Raw genomic sequence first — 20,799 nt, forward strand, 5'->3', positions numbered from 1 at the left:
TCAGCCGGCGCGCAGCAGTTTCGTCATCTCCGGCAGGTCGAAGAACGCCGCGGTGTCCAGGGCCGACGGGTTACCGTGAGCCGGGTCGGCGCCGGCGGCGAGGAGCGCGCGGACCGCCTCGGTGCTGCTGCGGAAGACCGCGGCGGCCAGCGCGGTCTGACCGCGGTCGTTGGCCCGAAAGTGGTCGGCGCCGCGACTGAGCAGGGCGGCCACCGTGTCCGGGTGGGCGTGGTACGCGGCGAGGATCAGCAGCGTGTCGCCCTTGTCGTTGGTGAGGTTGACGGGCAGGCCGGCGTCGAGCTGCGCGGCCAGCTCCTCGGTGGAGCCGGCCCGGGCCAGGTCGAACATCCGGTGCGCGAACGCCAGCGTCTCGGCGTCGAGGTGGTCGGTCACCGGTCCAGGTTAGGGCATGTTTCATTAGGGCGGTCGAGCCGAGGCGGAGTCCGGGCGGCGATCCGGCAAGGCGCGGTTTCGTTCGGATACCGGTGTTGTATCCGGGCGAAACCGCAACGCCGCCGGTCGTCGTCTGGGCCCGCCGCAGGCCGGCCAGTTCTTATGAAACATGCCCTAGTCGCCGCGGTCCTGATAGGTTGCTCGGCCGGCGCGCTGGGGGAGGGTCCGTTGGCTGAGACGGTGTACGTGGGCAACGCGGGTGTCGACGGTGCCGCCGACGCGGGTTGGCTGCTGGGGCACTTCGTGCCGGCGGGGGAGATCCGGCACAGCACCGAGGTCGAGGTGAAGTGGGGCGTGCATCCGCCCGGGCAGGCCCGGTCGCGGTGGGCCACCGGAGAGCGGCGTACCACCCTGCTCGTCCTCGTCGAGGGGTGTTTCCGGGTGGAGTTGCCGGACCGGACGGTACGGCTGGCGGTGCCGGGCGACTACGTGGTGTGGGGCCGGGGGGTGGACCACTCCTGGTTCGCCGAGCGCGCGTCGGTGGTGCTGACCGTGCGCTGGCCATCGCTGCCGGGCTACCGGGTGGACCCGCCGGTGCTGCGCTGATCGTCGAGGGCGGAGTCGGCGTCCCACCAGGCGGTATTACCTACTAAACCTATAGGCTTTGCCGTCTAGAGTACGAGGGCACCCCGCCGAACGACCCGCGAGGAACCGCCATGACGCACCACCGCCCGGAGCCCGACCTGCGCACCGTCGCCGCCCGGTGGGCCGACCCGGCCGGCTGGCCGGTCGCGCTGCGCTTCGACAGTGCCGAGCGCTGGTACGCGCGCCTCGACGCCGGCGACGACCACGAGGTGTGGGCCCTGAGTTGGCTGCCCGGGCAGGGCACCGACCTGCACGACCACGGCGGCTCCGCCGGAGCGTTCCGGGTCGTCGACGGCACCCTCACCGAGGAGACGGTAAGCGCCGGTCGGCTGCGCCCGCGGCTGCTGCCCGCCGGCGCCGGTCGTCGCTTCGGCCCCCGGCACGTGCACCAGGTGACCAACCAGGGGTCGGTGCCGGCGGTCAGCGTGCACGTCTACCGGCCGGCGCTGCTGCGGATGACCCGCTATCACCTCATTGACGGACGGCTGCGGGTCGCCGAGGTCGCCGAGGCCGGCCGGTCCTGGTGAGCGGCCAGCCACCATCCATACCTGTCACCGGAAGGAACCCATAATGCAGCTAACCGCCGAGCACTGCCCGGCCCCCGTGCCGCCGCCGGGCTCTCGGGGCATCGACGAGATTCTGGGCGCCGCGCGTGCCCGCCTCGACCGGCTCGACCCGGAGCGGGCGCACCTGGCGTACCGGGCCGGAGCACTGCTTGTCGACATCCGGCCGGCCGCACAGCGGGCCGCGCACGGCATGGTGCCGGGCTCGCTCGTGGTCGAGCGCAACGTGCTGGAGTGGCGCTTCGACCCGCGCTGTCCGGCCCGCCTGCCGCAGGCTGTCGACTACGACGTGCCGGTGGTGATCCTCTGTCAGGAGGGCTACACCTCCTCGCTGGCCGCCGCCGCCCTGCAGGACATCGGCCTGCACCGGGCCACCGACGTGGCGGGTGGGTTCGCCGCCTGGCGAATCGCCGGTCTGCCGGCCCTCGGCCCGACCCCCTTGCACCGCGCCACCCCTCTCGCGCCCCCGGTCAACACCGGGCGGGCGCGCCACTGACCGCCACGCCGTACCCGGCGTGGCGGGCGTACCGCCACTCAGGAGGCACCATGTCCGTCGTCGCCATCCCCACGCGCCGCCACCCCGGGCTGCGCCCCACGCGGCCGCGCACCGCACCGACCCTGACCATCACCCTCGACCTCGTCCCCGGGCCGCTGAGCCCGCGGCTGGCCCGGCTGGTGCAGTTGCTCGGTGAGCTTGCCGAGTCGGGGGAGGGCCAACTCCGTACCGTCGAGAATGTCGCGGCGGGGCCGCGACCGGCCCCGAGCCCCGCCGTTGCCGAGCCGTCCGCCGCCGCGGACCACGTCCACATCCTGGCCGGCTCGCGGCTGGTCCGCCGCGGCGGCCGGGTCGTCCCGCTGACCCGCATCGAGTACGAGCTGCTGCTGTTCCTGGCCGAGCGGCCACGCCGGGTCTTCACCCGCCTGCAGTTGTTGTCGAGCGTCTGGGGTTACGAGCACGCGGTGGCCCGGACCGTGGACGTGCACGTCCGCCGGCTGCGCGCCAAGCTGCCCGGAGCGGAGCTGATCACCACCGTCTACGGGGTCGGTTACCGGTTGGCCGACGAGGCGGGGATCAGCGTGGACCACAGCCGCTGAGCCCGCTCCGGCGATCCGGTGAACGCCCCGGTCAACAGGACGGGGACCCCCGTATCGGGGCAGCCCGTGGGCTCTGCTGTAATCATCTGACTTCACACGCAGAGCGAGCACCTGGCTCCGATGTGTAAGTCAATTGTCACAGTCATGCAACGCGGCCGCCTCTTGACCCTCGCCCAAGCGCCGGGAACCATCGATGAAGCGGCGTCCCGGGCCGTGGGGAGATACCCGGATCAGCCCAAGGAGGACCATGTCGGTCAGCCCTGCCTCGTCGCGCGCCGGATGGCATACGTCCCAACCTCCGGTGCCCGGTCGACCTCCCGGCGGCCAGCGTCGCCCGGCGAACACCGCCGCGCCCATGCTCACCGTGACGCTGTCCATCCCGCTGGCCTGTGAGGAGTCGCTGACCCCGGAGGCACGTCGGCTGCTCGACGCCGCCCGCGAGATGCTGGAGCGGGGGGAAGGCGTGATCATCGGTGCCGTCCCGGCCGAGCGCCGCCCCGACCAGGCCTCCACCAACCGGTCGCCGACCCGAGCGCTCAGCCCGACCATCCCGGCCCTGCACATCCTCGCGTCGTCCCGCTCGGTGCTGCGCGACGACGAGCCGCTGCCGCTGACCCGGCTGGAGTTCGACCTGCTGCTGCACCTGGTCGCCCACCCGCGCCGGGTGTTCACCCGGCTGCAGCTGCTCAACGCCGTCTGGGGTTACGAGCACGCCGGCGTACGCACCGTCGACGTGCACGTGCGTCGCCTGCGCGGCAAGGTCGGTGTGGACGTACCCCTGGTCACCACCGTCTACGGCGTGGGCTACCGGCTGGCCGACGACGCCCGGGTCACCATCGACCGCAGCGGCTGACCGGCGTCACCCGCCCACCGGACGCGGGGCAGGATGGTCCGGTGCGCATCCGCCCCATCTCGCCCGACCTGCTCGTCGACGAGCTGACCGGCCGGCTGACCGACGCCGCCACACGAGCCGCGACCGACGCCGCCGGGCCCGCGCGGCTGCGGGTGGCCGTGGACGGCGCTCCCGCCGCGGGCGTCGACGACCTGGCCGCCGCGCTCGTCGACCCGCTGCGCGCCCAGGGTCGTCCGGTGCTGCACGTCCGTGCCACCGACTTCCTCCGCCCCGCGTCGCTGCGCTTCGAATTGGGCCGCACCAACCCGGACTCCTTCTACGAGAACTGGGTCGACGAGGCCGGCCTCCGTCGTGAGGTGCTCGACCCGGCCGGTCCGGGCGGCACCGGACGGCTGCTCCCGTCGCTCTGGGACGCCGACGCCGACCGGGCCAGCCGCGCCCGTTACGTCCACCTACCGCCCGGGGGCGTCGTCCTGGTCAGCGGCCCGCTGCTGCTCGGCGGTGGTCTGCCCTTCGACGTCACCGTCCACCTTCAGCTCTCCTCGGCGGCGCTGCGCCGACGTACCGAAGCGGCACAGGTGTGGGCGCTGCCCGCCTTCGACAGGTACGCCGAGGAGGTCGTCCCGGCGAGCTTCGCCGACGTGGTGGTACGGGCCGACGACCCCCGCCACCCGGCGCTCGTGGAGCCCGACGGCGACGCCTGAAAACCGTCGGGAAATCGTCGGTTTGCTCGGCTGGTCCGGCGGGTACTCGCCCGGCTCACAGAGCGCGGGTGATGGCCCGCGTACCGAATGCGACCGTGACCGGGGCACGACGCCGCCGGCACCCGGTTCACCGTGAGCCACAGGGCCCAGGAAAGGCAGGCAGCGATGCTCGTCCACGACACGGTCGGTACGACCCGCCCGCAGGCGGAGATCGACCAGATCCGGCTCTCCTTGCAGGCGCGCTACGACGAGCTGACCGCCGAGTACGACCAGGCCGTGCTCCAGAGCCAGGTGCTGCGGCTGGTGGAGGTCGGTGACACCGCCGGCGACGACCAGGCCGACAGCGGCACCAAGACGGCCGAGCGGGACACCGCGCAGTCGCTGTTGCGCACCATCCTCGACCGCCGCGCCCAGTACGAGCACGCCCTCGGCCGGCTCGAGGAGGGCACCTACGGCTGGTGCGAGGGATGCTCGGCGGCGATCCCGGTGGAAAGGCTGGAAATCTTCCCGGCCGCCACCACCTGCGTGTCCTGCAAGCAGACCCGTGAACGGCGGGCGGCCTGAGCGACGCCAGCGGTTGCCGGTCGGTCCACAACGCGATGGACTTCACCCATGGGTGACATCCTGGTGGGCACCGCGTCCTGGACCGACCGCACCCTGCTGGACTCGGGCTGGTATCCGCAGACCGCGGACACCCCGGAGAAGCGGCTGGCCTACTACGCCCGGAAGTTTCCACTTGTCGAGGTGGACGCCACCTACTACTCCCCGCCCGCCGAGGCGACCGCGAAGCTGTGGGCCGAGCGCACCCCCGACGGCTTCACCTTCAACATCAAGGCGTTCAGCCTGCTGACCGGGCATCCCACCCGGGTCAGCGCGCTCTACAAGGACCTGCGGCCGGAGACCGACAAGAAGAACGTCTACCCGGACGACCTGCCCGCGCAGGCGTATGAGGAGATCTGGACGCGGTTCCTGTCCGCGCTCGACCCGCTTGTCGAGGCGGGCAAGCTCGGCGCGCTGCTGTTCCAGTTCCCGCCCTGGTTCACCATCAAGCGGGCCAACAAGCAGTACCTGCTGGAGGTGGCGAAGCGCTGCGCGCCACTGCGCGCCGTGTACGAGTTCCGGCACGCCTCCTGGCTCGACGGCGACAACGCCGACGAGACCCTTGCCTTCCTGCGCGAGCACGATCTGCCGTACGTCTGCGTGGACATGCCGCAGGGCCACCGATCGTCGCTGCCCCCGGTGCTGGCCGCCACCGCGGACCTCGCGGTCGTGCGCTTCCACGGCCACAGCGACAAGTGGACGAGCAAGGACATCCACGAGAAGTTCGGCTACCACTACTCCAAGCGGGAGCTTGCCGACTGGGCGCCGAAGTTGCGCGAGCTGGCCGACCAGGCCGGCCAGACGCACGTGCTCTTCAATAATTGCTACCGCGACTTCGCGCAGACCAACGCGACGACCCTGGCCGGGCTGCTCGGCGCCGACTGACAGTCGCTCCGCGCCACAACTCACCCGATCGGGGTGAGGCCGGGTCACCCGCGCCGCGGGCAGGGTGGACACGGTGGGTGCGGCCACCTGGACGGTGGCTGCCGCCGGAGACGACACGGAGGTGACGGGGGATGACGGTTCGAGTGGTGACGGATCGACGGCGGGGAGCCGTCCTGCACGTGGTCGGTACGCCCGACGACGCCCGGCGCGCCCCGCAGGGCAGCCCGGTGCGGGCCCGACGCGGCCCGGTGGGGCCGCCACGACGCGCCGACGACCGTCGGTGGGACAACACGGAACGGGGGTCCACCGATGGCTGACGCGATGATCTCAGCGTTCGAATCCTCGCTGGACAAGACGAACCTGATTCTGAAGGACATCGAGAACGCCTACGGCTGGCCGAAGGATCGGCGCAACCAGTCGTACGCGGCGCTGCGCACGGTGCTGCACCTGTTGCGCGACCGGCTGCCGGTGGACGAGAGCGTGGAGTTCGCCCAGCAGTTGCCGGTGCTGGTGCGGGGCATCTACTTCGACGGGTGGGTCCCGTCGGACGTGCCGATCAAGCTCAACCGGGACGACTTCCTCTACGAGGTCCGCCAGGGCTTCCCGTACGACGTGGAGGGCGGCCCGGAGCGGGTGACGCAGGTGGTGCTCGACACCTTGCGCCGACACGTCACCCAGGGCGAGTGGCAGGACGTGAAGGACACCATGCCTGCCGACCTGGCCACGATGATGCCGTGACGACCTGACGCGCCGCAGCCCGTCCGACGACCCGTCGGGCGGGCTCCGGGCCTGTGTCAGAATCCTCGGCTCGACCGAGGACTCTGACGCAGGCCCTCAGCCGCCGGAGGGGTCCGCCTCGGCGGCGGTCGGCACCCGGGACACCGGGTGCCCGGCCCGCCGGGCCACCGCCGCGAAGGCGACGGCGTCCACGATCGCGGCGCCGCCCGGGTCGTTGTTGAAGTACACGTACGCTGGCTCGTCCGCGCCGAACGTGTCGGTGAGCCGGTGCGCCCAGGACCGCAGCGCCGCGCGACCGTAGCGGGGCCAGGGTCGGGCCCGGCCCTCGTGCAGCCGCAGGTAGCCGAAGTCGGTGGTCCGCCAGAGCGGGGCGACCGGTCGTCCGAGCCGGTCCGCCCAGACCAGTGCCGCCCGACGCCGTTCCAGCACCGCCCGGGTGGCGTCGGTCCACCAGGAGGGGTGCCGGGGCTCCACCGCGACCCGAACGTCTGCGGGAAACAGCCGCAGGGTGGCGTCGAGCGCCGCCACGTCCACCCGCAGGTTCGGTGGGAGTTGCAGCAACACCGGGCCCAGCCGGTCACCGAGCGCGGTGGCGCGACCGAGGAAGCGGGCCACCGGCTCGGCCGGATCACGCAGTCGTTTGATGTGGGTGAGATAGCGGCTCATCTTCACCGCCACGCAGAAGTCCGCAGGGGTGCGTGCCCGCCAGGCGGCGAAGGTGTCCCGCTCCGGCAGCCGGTAGAAGGCGTTGTTGACCTCCACCGTGGCGAAGCCGTCGGCGAAGTGCTCCAGCCAGAGCCGCTGCGGCAACTGCCGCGGATAGAAGCGGCCCCGCCAGTCCCGATACTGCCAGCCGGACGTGCCCACCAGGATCACCGTCCCATCGTGACACTCTCCGCCGCCGCTCGCGAACCGCCCGTGTCGCCCCGCTTCGACGTCTACGGTGAGGGTTAGAGAAGATCGCGCGTGGGGTACCACCCGCAGCACGACGGACCCCGGCGTACGGCGGGGCGGCACACCCGAGGGAGTACCGATGGCACTCAACGACGACGACATGCAGACCACGGGCGGCGGCGGCCTGGAGGGCCCGGCCGACGGTGGCGCGACTCCCGGGCACCAGGACGGTGGCGCGGACGGTGGCGCGGAGGGCCCGGCCGACGGTGGCGCGACTCCCGGTCAGCGCGACGGTGGCGCGGACGGTGGCGCGGAGGGCCCGGCCGACGGTGGCGCGACTCCCGGTCAGCACGACGGTGGCGCCGACGGCGGCGCGGAAGGCCCCGCCGACGGCGGCGCGACGCCGGGTCAGCAGGACGGCGGCGCCGACGGCAGCGCGCGGTAGCGGCACATCATGACGCACCTCGACCCGCCGGGCGGCCACGGCCGCCCGGCGGTTTCGTCCGCCGCCACCGCGGCGCTGGCCCGTTGCGTCTCGGTCGAACCCGCCAAGTTCGCCGCCGCACACTGGGGCCACACCCCGCTGCTGTCCCGCGCCGCCGAGCTGCCCGACCCGGCCGGCTTCACCGACCTGCTCAGTCCCGCCGACGCCGACGAGCTGCTGAGCCGGCGCGGTCTGCGTACCCCGTTCCTGCGGGTCGCCAGGGACGGCCAGTTGGTGCCCGCGGCCCGCTGGACCGGCGGCGGCGGCGCCGGCGCCGAGATCGGCGACCAGGTGCTCGACGAGCGGGTCCTGGAGCAGTACGCCGCCGGCGCCACGCTGGTGCTGCAGGGCCTGCACCGGATCTGGCCGCCCCTTGTCGACTTCGCCCGCGACCTGGGCCTCGCGCTCAACCAGCCGCTACAGGTCAACGCCTACCTCACCCCCGCCGGCAGCCAGGGATTCGCCACCCACTACGACACGCACGACGTGTTCGTCCTCCAGGTCGACGGCCGCAAACACTGGCGGATCCACCCGCCGGTGCTGCCCGACCCGCTGGAGAAGCAGCCGTGGGGTGGCCGCGCCGACGAGGTCGGCGCGACCGCGCAGGGCCCCGCCGCGCTGGACGTGGTGCTCGCCCCCGGCGACGCCCTCTACCTGCCCCGGGGTTGGCTGCACAGCGCGCAGGCGCAGGACGCCAGCTCGCTGCACCTGACCGTGGGCATCCGCGCGCTCACCCGGTACGCCCTGGTCGAGGAGCTGCTCGCACTGGCCGCCGAGGATCGGCGGCTGCGGGCGAGCCTTCCCTTCGGCACCGACGTCGCCGACCCGGACGACATCGAGCCGGAGCTGACCGAGACGGTGGAGGCGCTGCGCGACTGGCTGCTGCGCGCCGACCCGGGCGCGGTCGCCGCGCGACTGCGCCAGCGTGCCTGGCCGGCCGCCCGCCCGGCACCCATCCGGCCGCTCGCCCAGGCCGACGCGGTGGCCGCGCTGGACGCCGACGCCCGGGTCACCCTGCGCCCGGGCCTGCGCTGGCAGTTGGTGCCGCACGGCTCGGACACTGTGGCGTTGCGGTTGTTCGACCGCACCATCACCCTGCCCGTCGACTGCGAGGCGGCGGCTCGTGTCCTGCTCAGCGGCGCGGTCACCCGGGTTGGTGACCTGCCCGGGTTGCCCGACGACGCCGACCGGGTCACCCTGACCCGCCGGCTGCTTCGTGAGGCCGTCCTGGTCCCGGTCTGAGCTACCCGGCGGTGGCCGCGACCAGCTCGATCCGGAGCGTGTGCGTGATCTCGTCGGTCAGCTCGCCCTCCGCGCCGACCGAGATCGTGCCCTGGTCGGTGACGCCGAAGACGAGTTCCACAGTGCCGGTCTTCAGCACCAGCGGGTCGTCACCGCCGCTGCCGGCGGCGACCACCGCGCGGATCGTGGTGATCGCGTCCACGAGGGTCGCCGCGACAGCGCTGTGCCGCAGCTCGTGCCGGTCCTGGAGATCCTCGGCGACGAGCGTGATGTCGATCGTGTGGGTCTTCTGGTGGGATCGGCTGCCGGCCACCTTGACCTTCCAGCCGATCACCGGGACCCGGAAGTCCACGCCACCGCCGCCCTTCGTGGTGACGACCGCGCTCAGGATGAGCTGAACGGAGGCGACCCGCAGGTCCCGGCCCTCGTCGGTCGTGGAGATGCCGGCCTGCTCCACCGCGTACTTCACAGCCGACACCAGTTCCTCGACCGGCACGCTGTAGTCGGTCACCTCCATGCCGCACCACCCTTTCGCACGAGTTGAGTTGTCGACAGGTCAGACGGCGGCGGTGGCGAACGGGTCGCCGTACACCGTGTAGGCCAGCCAGGTCGGGTCGAGCGGGTCGTCCTGCTGCTCGATGCGTGCGGCGAGGGCCGCCGCGCCGAGCGTGGCGCCGTCGGCGAGGGAGCGGTAGAACGCGGTGGCGAAGCGCGCCGAGCTGTCCGAGCGCACCGCCCAGAGCGTGCCGACGAAAGCGCCCGCGCCGGACGACATGAACTGCTGCGCCCAGCCGAGCATCCTGGTGTACGTCGGGGCCACGCCCGCGCTCCGGCACGCGTTGATGAACACCAGAGGACCGGTCTCCGCGAGCAGTTTCCTGATGCTGGCCTCGGCGAGCAGGATCGGTTTGAACCGGCCACCGTCCATGTCGATGAACGAGCCGTCCGCCGAAAAGGTGTTGTGGCAGGCGAAGTGGGTCGCCCCCAATGCCCCCGAATTGATCAGGGCAAGGAGTTCGTCGGCCCTGGTGATGGGCTCGCTGTCGGCCGCGCCGAGGATCGCGCGGATGGTTGCGATCTCCTCGTGCGCGCCGGTGGGGGCCTTCGTCGGCACCACGAAGCGCGGGTTGCGCAGGCCGACCGTCGCGTTCCGGCGTTGACCGTAGGTGCGGCGGACCACGGGGACCTGCTCGACGAGGAAACCGGCATCGCGCTGGGCGCTGAGCGGATAGAGCAGTTCCCACGGGACCACGTCGTGGTCGGTGGCGATCGTGAAGGCGCTCATGTCGCCGCCGACCTCCCAGAACTGGTCCCGCACGTCGGCCGGCACCAGCTCCGACCACAGCTGGATCCCCGCCGACCTGATGACCTCGCGGGCCATCGTCGCGCTGTAGCGGGAACCACCGCCGGCCAACTGCTGCAGCTCCCGGATGGCGTTCTCCACCGCCGCGTTCGGTGTGTTCGTGACCGACTCGACGACCGGGGCGAACAGCGCCGCGTCGGAGCGCAACTGGAAGGTGTACCGGCTGCCGTCGAACCGGACCTCCATGGTCACCTCGCCCGGCCGTGCCCGCGGGGCACCCATCGGCGCCGTCTTCGGCTGGCCGTCGCGGAACGGCCCACCGTCGGCGACGGAGACCTCGACCGACACCTCACCGAGGAACGTGCCGCCGGCCCAGGCCGTCACGTCGATGCGATGCAGACCCGGGGTACGCGCCCCGAAACCGAACCGGATCGGATCCGGATCGTCGTCCGGCAGCACCAGCACGGTCTGTTGGAGCGGGCCCTCGGCGTGCAGGCCGGCGGGCGCGTGGACGGTCACGGTCACCGGCGTGCCGGCGTCGGCGACGAGGAAATGCCGCATCGGTGCCGTCACGGCGTCCGGAGGAAGCGATCGTCCCTCCGAGACCAGCCGAACCTCGACGCTCAGATCCTGCCCCGCCGGGACCTGGGTGGGCGCGCGCGCCACCAACAGCCGCTCCGGCGCCGGGGTGACGTCCGGAAATGACGAGGTCGTCGGTCCGGTGAAGGTCGGTATCGCCCGGTCCGTGCTGACGTAGGCCTCGTCGATGAGCATGGGGACGCGGTTGTCGTTCGCGATCACATCGCGGTAGAACTCCAGCTCGGCGGACGTAACAGTGTCGGCCTCCTCACGGAAGTGGGCCTGCCGGGCTCGCTCCGGCCGCAACTCCCGTAGCTCGCGCAGGTCGTTCTGCACTCGCTTCACCTCGCGCTCCCGCACATAGCGACCGACGCGTTCGTCGAGGGACAGCCGCACGCTTCTCAGGTCGAGGGTGATGCCGTCGAGAGCAGACGTGTCCGGACCGAGCCGTCGGCGGATGGCGGCCTCGGCTCGGACCACGTCGTCGATGGCGTACCGCGACGTGATCGGCCGGCAGGTGTCCAGCAGGAACTCGCGGACCAGGACCGCGGCGTCCGTGATCGCGCGTCGGACGATCCGCGCCGGGTCGGTCACCCGGAAGCCGACGGCGATCGACGCCTCGAAGTGGTACGCGCCGCCCGAGGTGGGCAGCCGGAGGTCGACGACGACCGAGTGGTCGCTGGTGTCCACCTCGTAGCGTGTCGCGTACCGGGCCACGAACCCCGGGTGCCGCCACGCCGTCTGCCGGCCACCGTCGGCGACCTCCAGATCACCCTGACGGGTCGCGTAGACGATCGCCGCCGCTGGCCCGTGGCTGGGGGGCGGCATGAACCATCGCACCGGCTCCACGCTGAGGATCAGGGGGATCGCGGGCCCGGCCGGTGCGGTCTCCGGGGCGAAACTCGTCGCCAGGTCGTCGACCAGGTAGGCGATGTCCGCCGGAGCGCTGGTCCTGTGGACCCGCCGGTAGTGCTGCTGGACAAGCGGTCTGAGCGCCTCGGGCAGGCGCGTCCCGCGTTGCAGTTCGGCGTTGTCCACCAGCACCGGAATGACCGGGACCTGCTGGGTGAGAGCGGCTGCGATCGTCCGGCGGCTGATGCCCGGTAGGACTGCCGACTCACCGGGCAAGCGAGGTTCGATCACGACGATGAGTGCCGCCGAGTCTGACAGGCGGCGCCGACGCTCGGCGGCGGAGAGGCCCACGCCGGGATCGTCGCGAACGACGCTGCCGCTGCCGAATCGGGCGGTCAGCGCGTCATCGAGCAGGCGCGCGACGGTGTTGTCGTCGGCGGCCCGGTAAGTGAGGAGGAAGCTGACCATTTGACGTACGGTATCGAAGATCGCGCGCTGATCTTCGCCGCACCGGCGGTCGGCTTCTCGACAACCCTTTGTGGACGCCCCGAGCGGTCAGCGGCCGAGTCCCAGCAGCAGCGCGGTGGTCAGCAGGCCCGCCCCGAGGACCACGGTGATCGGCCGGGGGCCGAGCACCGCGTGCCGCCGGTCGGCCAGCACCCGCGCCGGCGCCAGCCCGACCAACGGCCCGAGCAGGGTCACCACAAGCGCCAGCACCGGCATCCCGACCGCCAGGTCGCCGCCGTACCCGACGCCCAACGCCCGCGCCCCGGCTCCCAGCGCGTACGCGAGCACCGCGCCGGCCACCCCGCAGAGCGCCAGCAGGGGGTTGACCGAACCCGGCAGCTCACCCGGCTGCCCGGCCCGGTCGAGCAGGTCCCGGGCCCGGGTGAGCAGCAACACCGCGTCGGTGGCCCCGCCGCGGTTCGCCGGAGCGGGCGGGCCGCCGAGACGACGGGCACCGAGGCGGGCACGCACCTGCTGCCACAGGTGCGCCACCTCGGCGTCGACCCGTTCCTGCTCCTCGCGCGCCTCGACGAGTTCCACCTCGGCGTGCTGGACCTGCTCGGCGGCGTCGGCGACGGCCCGCTCGGCAGCCGCGCACTGCCGCTCGTACCAGGTGTGCGCCTCGGCGCGCTGCTCACCCACCCGCGCGGTCAACTCGGCGAGTCGCCGCAACTGCGCCGCGTACGTCTCACTGGACACCGGTTCGTTCATCGCGACGGTCCATACGGGATGATGACCTGGCCGGTGCGGTGGACCGCCCGGTCGAAGAAGAGCCCCCGCCAGGGGCGCGGATACCAGTCCGGGCCGCCGGTGCCCGGGTAGAGCGAGGCGCCCAGCTCACCGCCGTGCGCGTCAAGCGCCACCCAGGCTCCGATCTGGTCGGTGCGGGCGGCCGGCCCACCGAGGTCGGCGCGCATCCGGGCCACCCCCCGCCACCAGGCCAGCACGTGCGTCCGTCGTTCCGGCCCGTCGTGCAGGATCCGGCGTAGCTGCTCCAGGCCGGTGCGTCGACCCGCTCGGGCGGCCAGCGCGCCGGCCGCCGCGTCGACCGCGAACAGCAGCAGGTAGTGCGGGCTGCCCGGCCCGGTCAGCCCGTCGGCCGTCTCGGCCATCAGCTCGCCCACGGTCTCCTCGTCGTACCAGGCGGCGTCGTCGGCCAGGTCCTCGTAGAGGGCGCGGGCCATCGGGTCGGCGTCCGCGTCGAGGCAGGCGATGGAGAACCGGGCGGTGCCCGGCGGATGCTGGCGGGCCAGTGACCGGGCCGCCGCGTCCAGCACCGCGCACGCCTCGTCCACCCGGGTGCCCAGCACCGCGAGGTTGCGCCCGGGGGCGCGCGGCAGCCGCAGCGCCGCCGAGCGGGACTGCACGTCGATGATCTCGCCGAGCAGCGCCACCGGGCTGCGCGGCACGCTCCCGTCCGGCGGCGCGGTGAGCGCCCGGAAGTCCGGGGCGTCCGCCAGCCGGGGGATCGCGTCGCCGTCGAAGAGTCGGGCCGGTGCCGCGTCGGCCGGGCGCATCCGCCACAGCCGGTGCTGCAACCCGCTCCACGTCTCCCAGTCGCTTGCCGACGGGATCCGGGCGACCTCGTTGCCCTCCACCATGCCCGACTCGGCGTTGACCACCGCGTGCCAGCGGGGCAGCGACTGCGCCGCGTCGTTGCGTTCGGCGAGGATCCGCAGCGCCTTGGGCAGCGCGATGCGCAGGGTGAACTGGGCGACAAGCGCGGGGCGGCCCCACAGCGCCTCGATGCCCCGCACGTCCTGCGAGGCGAGCACCAGGTGGATGCCCTGCGACCGGCCGCGCCGGGCCAGGTCCTCCAGCAGGTCGGCCGCCTCCCGGGCGACCACGTCCCGACCGGCCAGCAGCATCTGGAACTCGTCGACCACCGCGACGATCCGCGGCCAGTGCCCGGTCGGGTCGACCGCCCGCAGCTCGGCCAGCTTGGTCACCTCGTGCTTCTTGGCCGCGTCGGCCCGCCGGCGCAGCTCCTCGGCGAGGAACCGCAGCAGGGCCAGCCCGAACTCCCGGTCGGTGTTGACGTTGATGCCGACCAGGCGCATGTGCGGCAACCAGCTCGGGTCACGCCGGCCCTGCGCGAACCGCGCGAAGGACACCCCCTCCTTGAAGTCCAGCAGGTAGAACTCCAGCTCGGCGGGGGAGTAGCGGGCGGCGAGGGCGCCGATCCACGCGAAGATCAGGTTGGTCTTGCCGGTGCCCGACGGCCCGCCGATCAGCGCGTGCGGCGGGTAGTCGCCAAGCGTCAGCCGTACCGGTCGACCCTGTGGCCCCTCACCGATCGGCGCGGTCAACCCGTCGGCGGAGTCCTCCCGCCACATCAGCTCGGGCGGGGGCAGCAGGTCCGCGAACGGCGTCGGCGGCGGGCCCGCGTTCACCTGGACGGCGATCTCCCGGCAGGTCTCGGTGACAAGCGTCGCCGGTGGCGGCGGGTCCAGCCGGACCGGCAGCCCGGCCGACCCGCCGATGCGCGCACCGGAGGGCTCGGCCACCACCCGGGTCACCGTCGGATCCTCCGGCACCGGCACACCGTGCACCACCAGGTGCACCCCGCAGGCGGCACCGGCGCGGACCACCCGGTCCAGTTGGCCGCGCTCGTGCCGGTTGAGCTCGTCGCCGCCGAGCAGCACCGCCACCCGCCACGGTTCGGGTCGCCGGCCGGTCGCCGCGGCCAGTTCGCGCAGCGAGGCGTACTCCCCGGCGAGGACCGTCTCGTTGATCCGGCGGATCTGCTCCACCAGGTCGTCAAGCAGCGGGCCCAGCCCGCCGGGGCCGACGAAGGTCAGCAGCCCCGCCGTGCCCAGCGGCGCGAACCCGGCCAGGCCGCCACCGAGCTGCTCCGGGTCGTACCCGACAAGCCGTACCGCCCCGGGGTCGGCGCGGCCGGCGGCCCGCAGCAGCAACGCGGACACCACCGCGTCGCAGCCGGCCCGGTCGGCTCCGGAGAGGTGGACGTGGCCGGCGTCGAGCAGCGGCACCAGCGCGGGCACCGGGTCGACGCCGTCGATGCGGACCGTGCCGACCCGCAGCGCGCCGGGCGGCTCCGCCCGGCGGGTCGGCGTCGGTGTCCACCCCGCCCAGTCGGCCCCCGCGCAGCCGGGCGCCTCCTGCCGGGCGGCCTCGGCGGCGCGCCGGGCCAGCTCGGCGATCCGGGCGGAGTAGCGGGCGTCGATCTCGGCGATGCGGCGGTCCCGCTGGGCGCCCACCCGCTCCGGTACGACGGCCGCCGCCCGCTGCACCCGGGCCAGCCGTTCCCGCCCGGCGGTCAGCTCCGCCTGGGCGGCGGACAGCCGGGTACGGGCGGCGCCCAACGCCTCGGCCAGGGTGTCCCGGATCCGCCGGGCGAGCTGACCACGCCGGTCAGCCATCGGAGCCCCGACGAGTCGGCGCGTCCCGCCACGGGCTGCCCGCGCGCGGCGGCAGGCCGCCGGAGCGCTGTCGACCCGCATCCGCCGGCCGCCGGACCGCACCACCCGCGTCGGCTGGTTGGCCCGCGCGGGTCCGCTGGTCCGCGCCGCTCTGCTGGCCCGGGTCCGCTTGTCGGCCTCGTTCTGCGGAGGGCAGGTCCCGGCCGAGGCGGGCGAGTAGCAGCCCGGTCGCCACACCCGCGGTCACCGCGGAGTCGGCGGCGTGCGGTGGCTCCCCGGAGGCGCGCGGCGGCGGCATCCGACAGACCCGGGTCAGCAGCGTCTCCAGCACCGGCGGCGGCAGCCCGGGCAGCAGGTCGCGGACGCGTCCGTCCAGCTCCCCGCGCAACCGACCGAGGTCGGCGGCGCGGGGTGGGTGCCCCAGCAGCTCACCGGCCAGCTCGCGCAGCAGCGGTGGCGCCAGGGCCGCCATGCCCAGCCCCACGTCGGCAGGGGCCCGGCGCAGCTCGGTGCGGAGCCGGTCCCGGTCGCCGGCGCGGACGCCGCCCACGACGCGGCGCAGCAACTCCTGGGAGTCGTCCACCCGCTCGTCGGGTTCGTCGGCGGTGCCCTCGCGCCCGCCGGTCAGCTCGGCCACCCGCACCGACCACCAGCGGCTCATCCGCACCTGCTCGGCCGGCTCCGGCGCGACTGCGGTGGGCCCGGCGGAGGGCGGCGTGTCGTGGCGGGGAGCGCGTTGCTCAGGGCGGGGCGCCGGAGCGCCGTCCGCACCCAGCCCGATCGCGGCCAGGTACGCCGAGAGCTGCTCCTGTGCCACCCGCAACGCGTAGCCGGCGCTCTCGGCGTGCTCGGTCGCGGCGGACAACTCGGGCACGCCCATCGGGTTTGCCGACTCCTGGCGGACCCAGCGCAGTCGCTCCGCGGCCAGGCCGAACTTCTCCAGCGCCTGCCCGAGCAGGGCCAGCGGGAACTCCTCGCTGGCGGCGCGGACCTGCCCACCGACGTCCTCGATGATGGACATGACGGCCTACAGGGTCGCGACGTAGAGCTGCGCCTGCTCGACCGCGACAAGTGTCGCGGCGAGACACTCCTCCAGCTCCTGGCTGGCCTGTGTCAGCGACGCCTGGGCCGCCTCCACCGTCTCGTGCCCGCTGCCCTCCAGCGCGCCGGCCAGGGTCTGTTGCGCCTCGGCCAGTTTCTCGCCGGCCGCCTGCACGGCTGTCTGCCCGTCACCGATCTGTTGGAGGGCGACATCGATGGCAGCCTTCAGCTCGGCGACGCTCGCCACGGCGGAACCTCCTGGGGGCGGGGAGATCTCCATTAGAGCCTATCGGCCGCCGCGAAAGAACATCCGCCCTGTCGGTGTTCCTGCCCGCCTGTCCGGTAGGACCCCGGAAGTGCCGGGAGTCCGTTCTGTGGGACTCCCAGTGCGAGAACTTCTCAACTCTCGCGGAGCCAGCGCGGCCCGTACACCTCCGCGCCCAGGGCGGTGACCCGCTCGCGCAACTCCCGGTCCGCGGTGACCACCAACCGGCGCCGCTGCGGAGCGCCCGCGACCAGGTCGACAACGCTGTCGTCGCCCGAGCCGGGGGCCGAGACCACCCGGACCCCGTCGGTCCCCGGCACGTCCCGCGCGGCCCCCTCGACCACCAGCACCACCTCCACCGGGGCGGGCAGTCGGGCCGGCAGCCCGATCGTCGCCACCGGGGCGAGAGAGTCGCGCAGTCGGGCCGCCGCCCCGGCGCGGTCACGCCACCACCCGTTCGGGCGGGAGCCCACCACGTTGGCGCCATCCACGATCAGCAGCGGGGTCTCATCCATCCGGTCAGCCTGCCACCAACGGCCGGCCCCGTACCGACGCCACTCCCGGGACGCCGGTACGCCGCCTCCCACGGGCGTTTGTCGGGGCGCGCGCCGGGTAGCCCCTGCCGACCGTGCCGCGCCCGACTGCGGAGGACAGACATGATGGGACCCGGTGAGACCGGCTCCGACCCGTGGGACGAATTCCTGGCCAGGTACTTCGGTCGGGGCGAGGGAGGACGCCGACCGCCGCACCGGGTCGACATCACCCGACTGATGACGGCGGACGCCCGGGAGATGTTGGCCGACGCGGCCCGGCGGGCCGCGCAACGCCACAGCAGCGACCTGGACACCGACCACCTGCTCTGGGCGGCGCTGCAACGCGAACCGCTCCGTGACCTGGTACGCCGGGCCGGCGCCGACCCGGACACCCTGCTCAACGCGCTCGGGGGCAAGGGCGACGGCGCACCGCGCGGTGAGGTGCCGCCCAACCTGTCGTTGACCCCAGCCGCCAAGCGGGCGCTGCTCGACGCCCACCAGTTGTCCCGGGCGATGGGCGCCAACTACATCGGCCCCGAGCACATCCTGATGGCGCTGCCGCTCAACCCGGAGTCGCCGGCCGGGCGGATGCTGGCCGCCGGCCGGATCCAACCCGAGTCGTTGCAGGCCGCCAACGCCGAGCGCGGGCCGATGACCGGGCCCAGGCCGGATCGCGGCACGCCCACCCTCGACCAGTACGGGCAGGACCTCACCGACCTGGCCCGCAACGATCAGATCGACCCGGTGATCGGCCGGGCCGACGAGATCGAGCAGGCCGTGGAGATCCTGTCCCGGCGTACCAAGAACAACCCGGTGCTGATCGGCGAGGCCGGTGTCGGCAAGACCGCCATCGTCGAAGGGCTGGCCGAACGCATCTGCGACGGGGACGTGCCGCAGACCCTGCTCGGCAAGCGGGTCGTCCAACTCGACCTGGCCGGTCTGGTCGCCGGCACCCGGTACCGGGGCGACTTCGAGGAACGGCTGAAGAAGGTGATCGACGAGATCCGGGCGCACCGGGACGAGCTGATCATCTTCATGGACGAGATCCACACGCTGGTCGGGGCGGGCGGCGCCGGCAGCGAGGGCGGGATGGACGCGTCGAACATGCTCAAGCCCGCCCTCGCCCGCGGCGAGTTGCGGGTGATCGGCGCGACCACGCTCGACGAGTACCGCAAGAGCATCGAGAAGGACGCCGCGTTGGCCCGGCGCTTCCAGCCGGTGCTGGTGCCCGAGCCCAGCGTCGACGACACCATCGCGATCCTGCGCGGGCTGCGCGACAGGTACGAGGCCCACCACCAGGTGCGCTTCACCGACGAGGCGCTTGTCGCCGCCGCCGAGCTGTCCGACCGGTACGTCACCGACCGGTTCCTGCCCGACAAGGCCATCGACCTGATCGACCAGGCCGGCGCGCGGGTGCGGCTGCGGACCCGTACCCCCGCCTCCGACGTGCGGGAGCTGGAGCAGGAACTCGACGAGGTACGCCGGGACAAGGAACAGGCCGTCACCGACGAGCAGTACGAGCGCGCGTCCGCCCTGCGGGACCGGATCTCCGAGCTGGAGGAGGACATCCGTCGGGCGAACGGCGACGACGGGATGTCCTCCGCACAGGTGCCCGAGGTGGGCCCGCAGGAGATCGCCGAGGTGGTCTCCCGGGCCACCGGCATCCCGGTCAGCCAGCTCACCGAGGAGGAACGCGACCGGCTGCTGCGCCTGGAGGGGCACCTGCACCAGAAGGTGGTCGGTCAGGACGACGCGGTCACCGCCGTCGCCGAGGCCGTCCGTCGCTCGCGGGCCGGGCTGGCCGACCCGGAACGGCCGATGGGTAGCTTCCTGTTCCTCGGCCCGACCGGCGTCGGCAAGACCGAGCTGGCCCGCGCCCTGGCCGAGGCGCTGTTCGGCGAGGCGGACCGGATGGTCCGGGTGGACATGAGCGAGTTCCAGGAACGGCACACGGTCAGCAGGCTGGTCGGCGCGCCACCCGGATACGTCGGCTACGAGGAGGCCGGCCAGCTCACCGAGGCGGTGCGTCGCCGCCCGTACGCGGTGGTGCTGCTCGACGAGATCGAGAAGGCCCACCCGGACGTGTTCAACATCCTGCTCCAGGTGCTCGACGACGGGCGGCTGACCGACAGTCAGGGTCGCACTGTGAACTTCAAGAACACCGTACTGATCATGACCAGCAACCTCGGCTCGGAGCTGATCACCGGCGCCCAGCGCTCGGTCGGCTTCGGCACCGGCGACGTGGGCAGCGAGCAGGAGAGCAACGAACTGCGCGAGCGGCTGATGCGCCGCCTGCAGGAGAACTTCCGCCCGGAGTTCCTCAACCGCATCGACGAGGTCATCATTTTCCGCCGGCTGGAGGCCGAGCAGTTGCGCGACATCACCGCGCTGCTGCTGGAGGAGACCCGCCGTCGCATGCACGCCCAGGATCTCCAGGTGGAGTTCACCACCGCCGGCATCGACTGGCTCGCCGAGCACGGCTACCAGCCGGAGTTCGGCGCCCGTCCGCTGCGCCGGGTCATCCAACGGGAGGTGGACAACCACCTGTCCCGGATGCTGCTGGAGTCGGCGATCTCGCCGGGGCAGAAGGTCACCGTGGACGTTCGTGACGGGGCGCTCACCTTCGACGTGACCGCGGGCGAGCGGGGGTACACCGCCGCAACGACCACCCACCCGCGATGAGCGGGCCGGCCCGACGAGACGAGCACGAGGACCCGCACGAGCCCACGAAATCCCGGGACGAGGACGAGCACCCCGACCCGATCCTGGCGCCGCCCACCGCGAACCCCCGCCGGACGCGGGTGCCCGCGGAGGGCCTGCATCCCAAGACCGACCAGGACCACCCGGAGACGTCCGGGAAACCGCCCGGAGAGGAGACCTGATGGTACGCGAAGCGCGGCTCGACCCCGAGGTGGAAGTGCTCTGGGAGGACTTCCACGCCGAGGTCAACGTCCCGTCGGAACAGCTACGGACGTGGTTGCTGACCCGCGGTTCCGGGGAGGAGTCGTTCAGCCCGAACCCGAACCTCGACCTGCCCCAGCCGGGCCGGGAGATCCTCAAGGTGCTGAACAAGCGCAAGGTCGACCTCACCCCGGAGGACATCGAGGTGATGCGGGAGGCGGTCGAGCGGATCCGTGAGCTGATGGACGCCAAGCCGTCGCGCGGCAACGCCGACGACACCTGGCGGCACTCGCTGCTCGACCTGGGTCACGACCCGCTCGTCGAACGCTGAGCAGACGC

24 protein-coding genes are annotated in these 20,799 nt (G+C 73.1%); 15 read left to right on the forward strand and 9 right to left on the reverse strand.

The annotated features are described in order from the left end of the window. Positions 1 to 393 carry an ankyrin repeat domain-containing protein gene (locus AB0F61_RS21890; RefSeq protein ID WP_357812451.1) on the reverse strand — a complete coding sequence of 131 codons (393 nt, stop codon included), beginning with the start codon at positions 391 to 393 and terminating at the stop codon, positions 1 to 3. Positions 394 to 621: 228 nt separating this feature from the next. Here AB0F61_RS21890 and AB0F61_RS21895 point away from each other — a divergent pair, with 228 nt between their 5' ends. The 10 genes from AB0F61_RS21895 to AB0F61_RS21940 all read left to right on the forward strand — a co-directional run bounded on the left by AB0F61_RS21895 (position 622) and on the right by AB0F61_RS21940 (position 6,476). Then, on the forward strand, positions 622 to 999 hold the full coding sequence (locus AB0F61_RS21895; RefSeq protein ID WP_357812453.1) for a signal peptidase I: 378 nt from the start codon (positions 622 to 624) through the stop codon (positions 997 to 999). Positions 1,000 to 1,109: 110 nt separating this feature from the next. Next, on the forward strand, positions 1,110 to 1,565 hold the full coding sequence (locus tag AB0F61_RS21900; protein ID WP_357812455.1) for a cysteine dioxygenase family protein: 456 nt from the start codon (positions 1,110 to 1,112) through the stop codon (positions 1,563 to 1,565). Between the two features lie 43 nt (positions 1,566 to 1,608). Beyond that, a complete protein-coding gene (locus tag AB0F61_RS21905; RefSeq protein WP_357812457.1) occupies positions 1,609 to 2,097 on the forward strand; it encodes a rhodanese-like domain-containing protein in 489 nt (162 codons plus the stop codon). Positions 2,098 to 2,147: 50 nt separating this feature from the next. After that, the gene (locus AB0F61_RS21910) at positions 2,148 to 2,696 is read left to right on the forward strand and encodes a winged helix-turn-helix domain-containing protein (RefSeq protein WP_357812459.1); all 549 of its coding nucleotides are present in this window, start codon (positions 2,148 to 2,150) and stop codon (positions 2,694 to 2,696) included. Between the two features lie 247 nt (positions 2,697 to 2,943). Beyond that, on the forward strand, positions 2,944 to 3,549 hold the full coding sequence (locus AB0F61_RS21915) for a winged helix-turn-helix domain-containing protein (RefSeq protein ID WP_357812461.1): 606 nt from the start codon (positions 2,944 to 2,946) through the stop codon (positions 3,547 to 3,549). 41 nt (positions 3,550 to 3,590) lie between these two features. Beyond that, positions 3,591 to 4,253, forward strand: coding sequence for a uridine kinase (locus tag AB0F61_RS21920; RefSeq protein ID WP_357812463.1), 663 nt, complete (start codon positions 3,591 to 3,593; stop codon positions 4,251 to 4,253). A gap of 165 nt (positions 4,254 to 4,418) precedes the next feature. Further along, positions 4,419 to 4,817 (forward strand): TraR/DksA C4-type zinc finger protein, encoded by a 399-nt coding sequence (locus AB0F61_RS21925; protein ID WP_357812465.1) that lies wholly within the window; start codon positions 4,419 to 4,421, stop codon positions 4,815 to 4,817. 48 nt (positions 4,818 to 4,865) lie between these two features. Beyond that, positions 4,866 to 5,738 (forward strand): DUF72 domain-containing protein, encoded by an 873-nt coding sequence (locus AB0F61_RS21930; RefSeq protein ID WP_357812467.1) that lies wholly within the window; start codon positions 4,866 to 4,868, stop codon positions 5,736 to 5,738. Between the two features lie 131 nt (positions 5,739 to 5,869). Then, positions 5,870 to 6,055, forward strand: a complete 186-nt coding sequence (locus AB0F61_RS21935) for a hypothetical protein (RefSeq protein ID WP_357812469.1) — start codon at positions 5,870 to 5,872, stop codon at positions 6,053 to 6,055. Continuing rightward, positions 6,048 to 6,476, forward strand: coding sequence for a DUF2267 domain-containing protein (locus tag AB0F61_RS21940; RefSeq protein WP_357812471.1), 429 nt, complete (start codon positions 6,048 to 6,050; stop codon positions 6,474 to 6,476). Before AB0F61_RS21935 ends, AB0F61_RS21940 begins: the two co-directional genes overlap by 8 nt. Positions 6,477 to 6,572: 96 nt before the next feature. Here AB0F61_RS21940 and AB0F61_RS21945 read toward each other — a convergent pair whose 3' ends face one another. Beyond that, positions 6,573 to 7,352: a DUF72 domain-containing protein gene (locus AB0F61_RS21945; protein ID WP_357812474.1), complete on the reverse strand. Its 780-nt coding sequence runs from the start codon at positions 7,350 to 7,352 to the stop codon at positions 6,573 to 6,575. Positions 7,353 to 7,509: 157 nt separating this feature from the next. Between AB0F61_RS21945 and AB0F61_RS21950 the strand changes: the two genes are divergently transcribed. Together AB0F61_RS21950 and AB0F61_RS21955 are read left to right on the forward strand one after the other, a co-directional pair. After that, positions 7,510 to 7,815: a hypothetical protein gene (locus AB0F61_RS21950; protein WP_357812476.1), complete on the forward strand. Its 306-nt coding sequence runs from the start codon at positions 7,510 to 7,512 to the stop codon at positions 7,813 to 7,815. Positions 7,816 to 7,824: 9 nt separating this feature from the next. After that, a complete protein-coding gene (locus AB0F61_RS21955; RefSeq protein WP_357812478.1) occupies positions 7,825 to 9,096 on the forward strand; it encodes a cupin domain-containing protein in 1,272 nt (423 codons plus the stop codon). A 1-nt stretch (position 9,097) separates the two neighbouring features. On the opposite strand, the gene AB0F61_RS21960 is transcribed toward AB0F61_RS21955, so the two are convergent. The 7 genes from AB0F61_RS21960 to AB0F61_RS21990 all read right to left on the reverse strand — a co-directional run bounded on the left by AB0F61_RS21960 (position 9,098) and on the right by AB0F61_RS21990 (position 17,541). Further along, positions 9,098 to 9,613 carry a trypco2 family protein gene (locus AB0F61_RS21960; RefSeq protein ID WP_357812481.1) on the reverse strand — a complete coding sequence of 172 codons (516 nt, stop codon included), beginning with the start codon at positions 9,611 to 9,613 and terminating at the stop codon, positions 9,098 to 9,100. Between the two features lie 39 nt (positions 9,614 to 9,652). After that, positions 9,653 to 12,298, reverse strand: coding sequence for a CHAT domain-containing protein (locus AB0F61_RS21965; protein ID WP_357812483.1), 2,646 nt, complete (start codon positions 12,296 to 12,298; stop codon positions 9,653 to 9,655). Positions 12,299 to 12,385: 87 nt separating this feature from the next. Beyond that, positions 12,386 to 13,048: a hypothetical protein gene (locus AB0F61_RS21970; RefSeq protein ID WP_357812485.1), complete on the reverse strand. Its 663-nt coding sequence runs from the start codon at positions 13,046 to 13,048 to the stop codon at positions 12,386 to 12,388. Next, a complete protein-coding gene (locus AB0F61_RS21975; protein WP_357812487.1) occupies positions 13,045 to 15,720 on the reverse strand; it encodes an FtsK/SpoIIIE domain-containing protein in 2,676 nt (891 codons plus the stop codon). The genes AB0F61_RS21970 and AB0F61_RS21975 overlap by 4 nt, the downstream gene beginning before the upstream one ends. Then, the gene (locus AB0F61_RS21980) at positions 15,713 to 16,741 is read right to left on the reverse strand and encodes a hypothetical protein (RefSeq protein WP_357812489.1); all 1,029 of its coding nucleotides are present in this window, start codon (positions 16,739 to 16,741) and stop codon (positions 15,713 to 15,715) included. The genes AB0F61_RS21975 and AB0F61_RS21980 overlap by 8 nt, the downstream gene beginning before the upstream one ends. 6 nt (positions 16,742 to 16,747) lie before the next feature. Continuing rightward, on the reverse strand, positions 16,748 to 17,008 hold the full coding sequence (locus AB0F61_RS21985) for a hypothetical protein (protein ID WP_030504016.1): 261 nt from the start codon (positions 17,006 to 17,008) through the stop codon (positions 16,748 to 16,750). Between the two features lie 152 nt (positions 17,009 to 17,160). Beyond that, positions 17,161 to 17,541, reverse strand: coding sequence for a hypothetical protein (locus AB0F61_RS21990; RefSeq protein WP_355029119.1), 381 nt, complete (start codon positions 17,539 to 17,541; stop codon positions 17,161 to 17,163). A 141-nt stretch (positions 17,542 to 17,682) separates the two neighbouring features. Here AB0F61_RS21990 and AB0F61_RS21995 point away from each other — a divergent pair, with 141 nt between their 5' ends. The 3 genes from AB0F61_RS21995 to AB0F61_RS22005 are packed head-to-tail and all read left to right on the forward strand — an operon-like array spanning position 17,683 to position 20,791. Continuing rightward, positions 17,683 to 20,241, forward strand: coding sequence for an ATP-dependent Clp protease ATP-binding subunit (locus tag AB0F61_RS21995; protein WP_357812492.1), 2,559 nt, complete (start codon positions 17,683 to 17,685; stop codon positions 20,239 to 20,241). Beyond that, positions 20,238 to 20,441: a hypothetical protein gene (locus AB0F61_RS22000; protein ID WP_357812494.1), complete on the forward strand. Its 204-nt coding sequence runs from the start codon at positions 20,238 to 20,240 to the stop codon at positions 20,439 to 20,441. Before AB0F61_RS21995 ends, AB0F61_RS22000 begins: the two co-directional genes overlap by 4 nt. Then, the gene (locus AB0F61_RS22005) at positions 20,441 to 20,791 is read left to right on the forward strand and encodes a DUF3140 domain-containing protein (protein WP_357351511.1); all 351 of its coding nucleotides are present in this window, start codon (positions 20,441 to 20,443) and stop codon (positions 20,789 to 20,791) included. The genes AB0F61_RS22000 and AB0F61_RS22005 overlap by 1 nt, the downstream gene beginning before the upstream one ends. The last annotated feature ends 8 nt before the right edge of the window (positions 20,792 to 20,799 follow it).

Origin of the sequence: Micromonospora sp. NPDC023888 (assembly GCF_040639415.1) — a bacterium.
In the GTDB taxonomy this organism is placed as follows: Bacteria; Actinomycetota; Actinomycetes; order Mycobacteriales; family Micromonosporaceae; genus Micromonospora.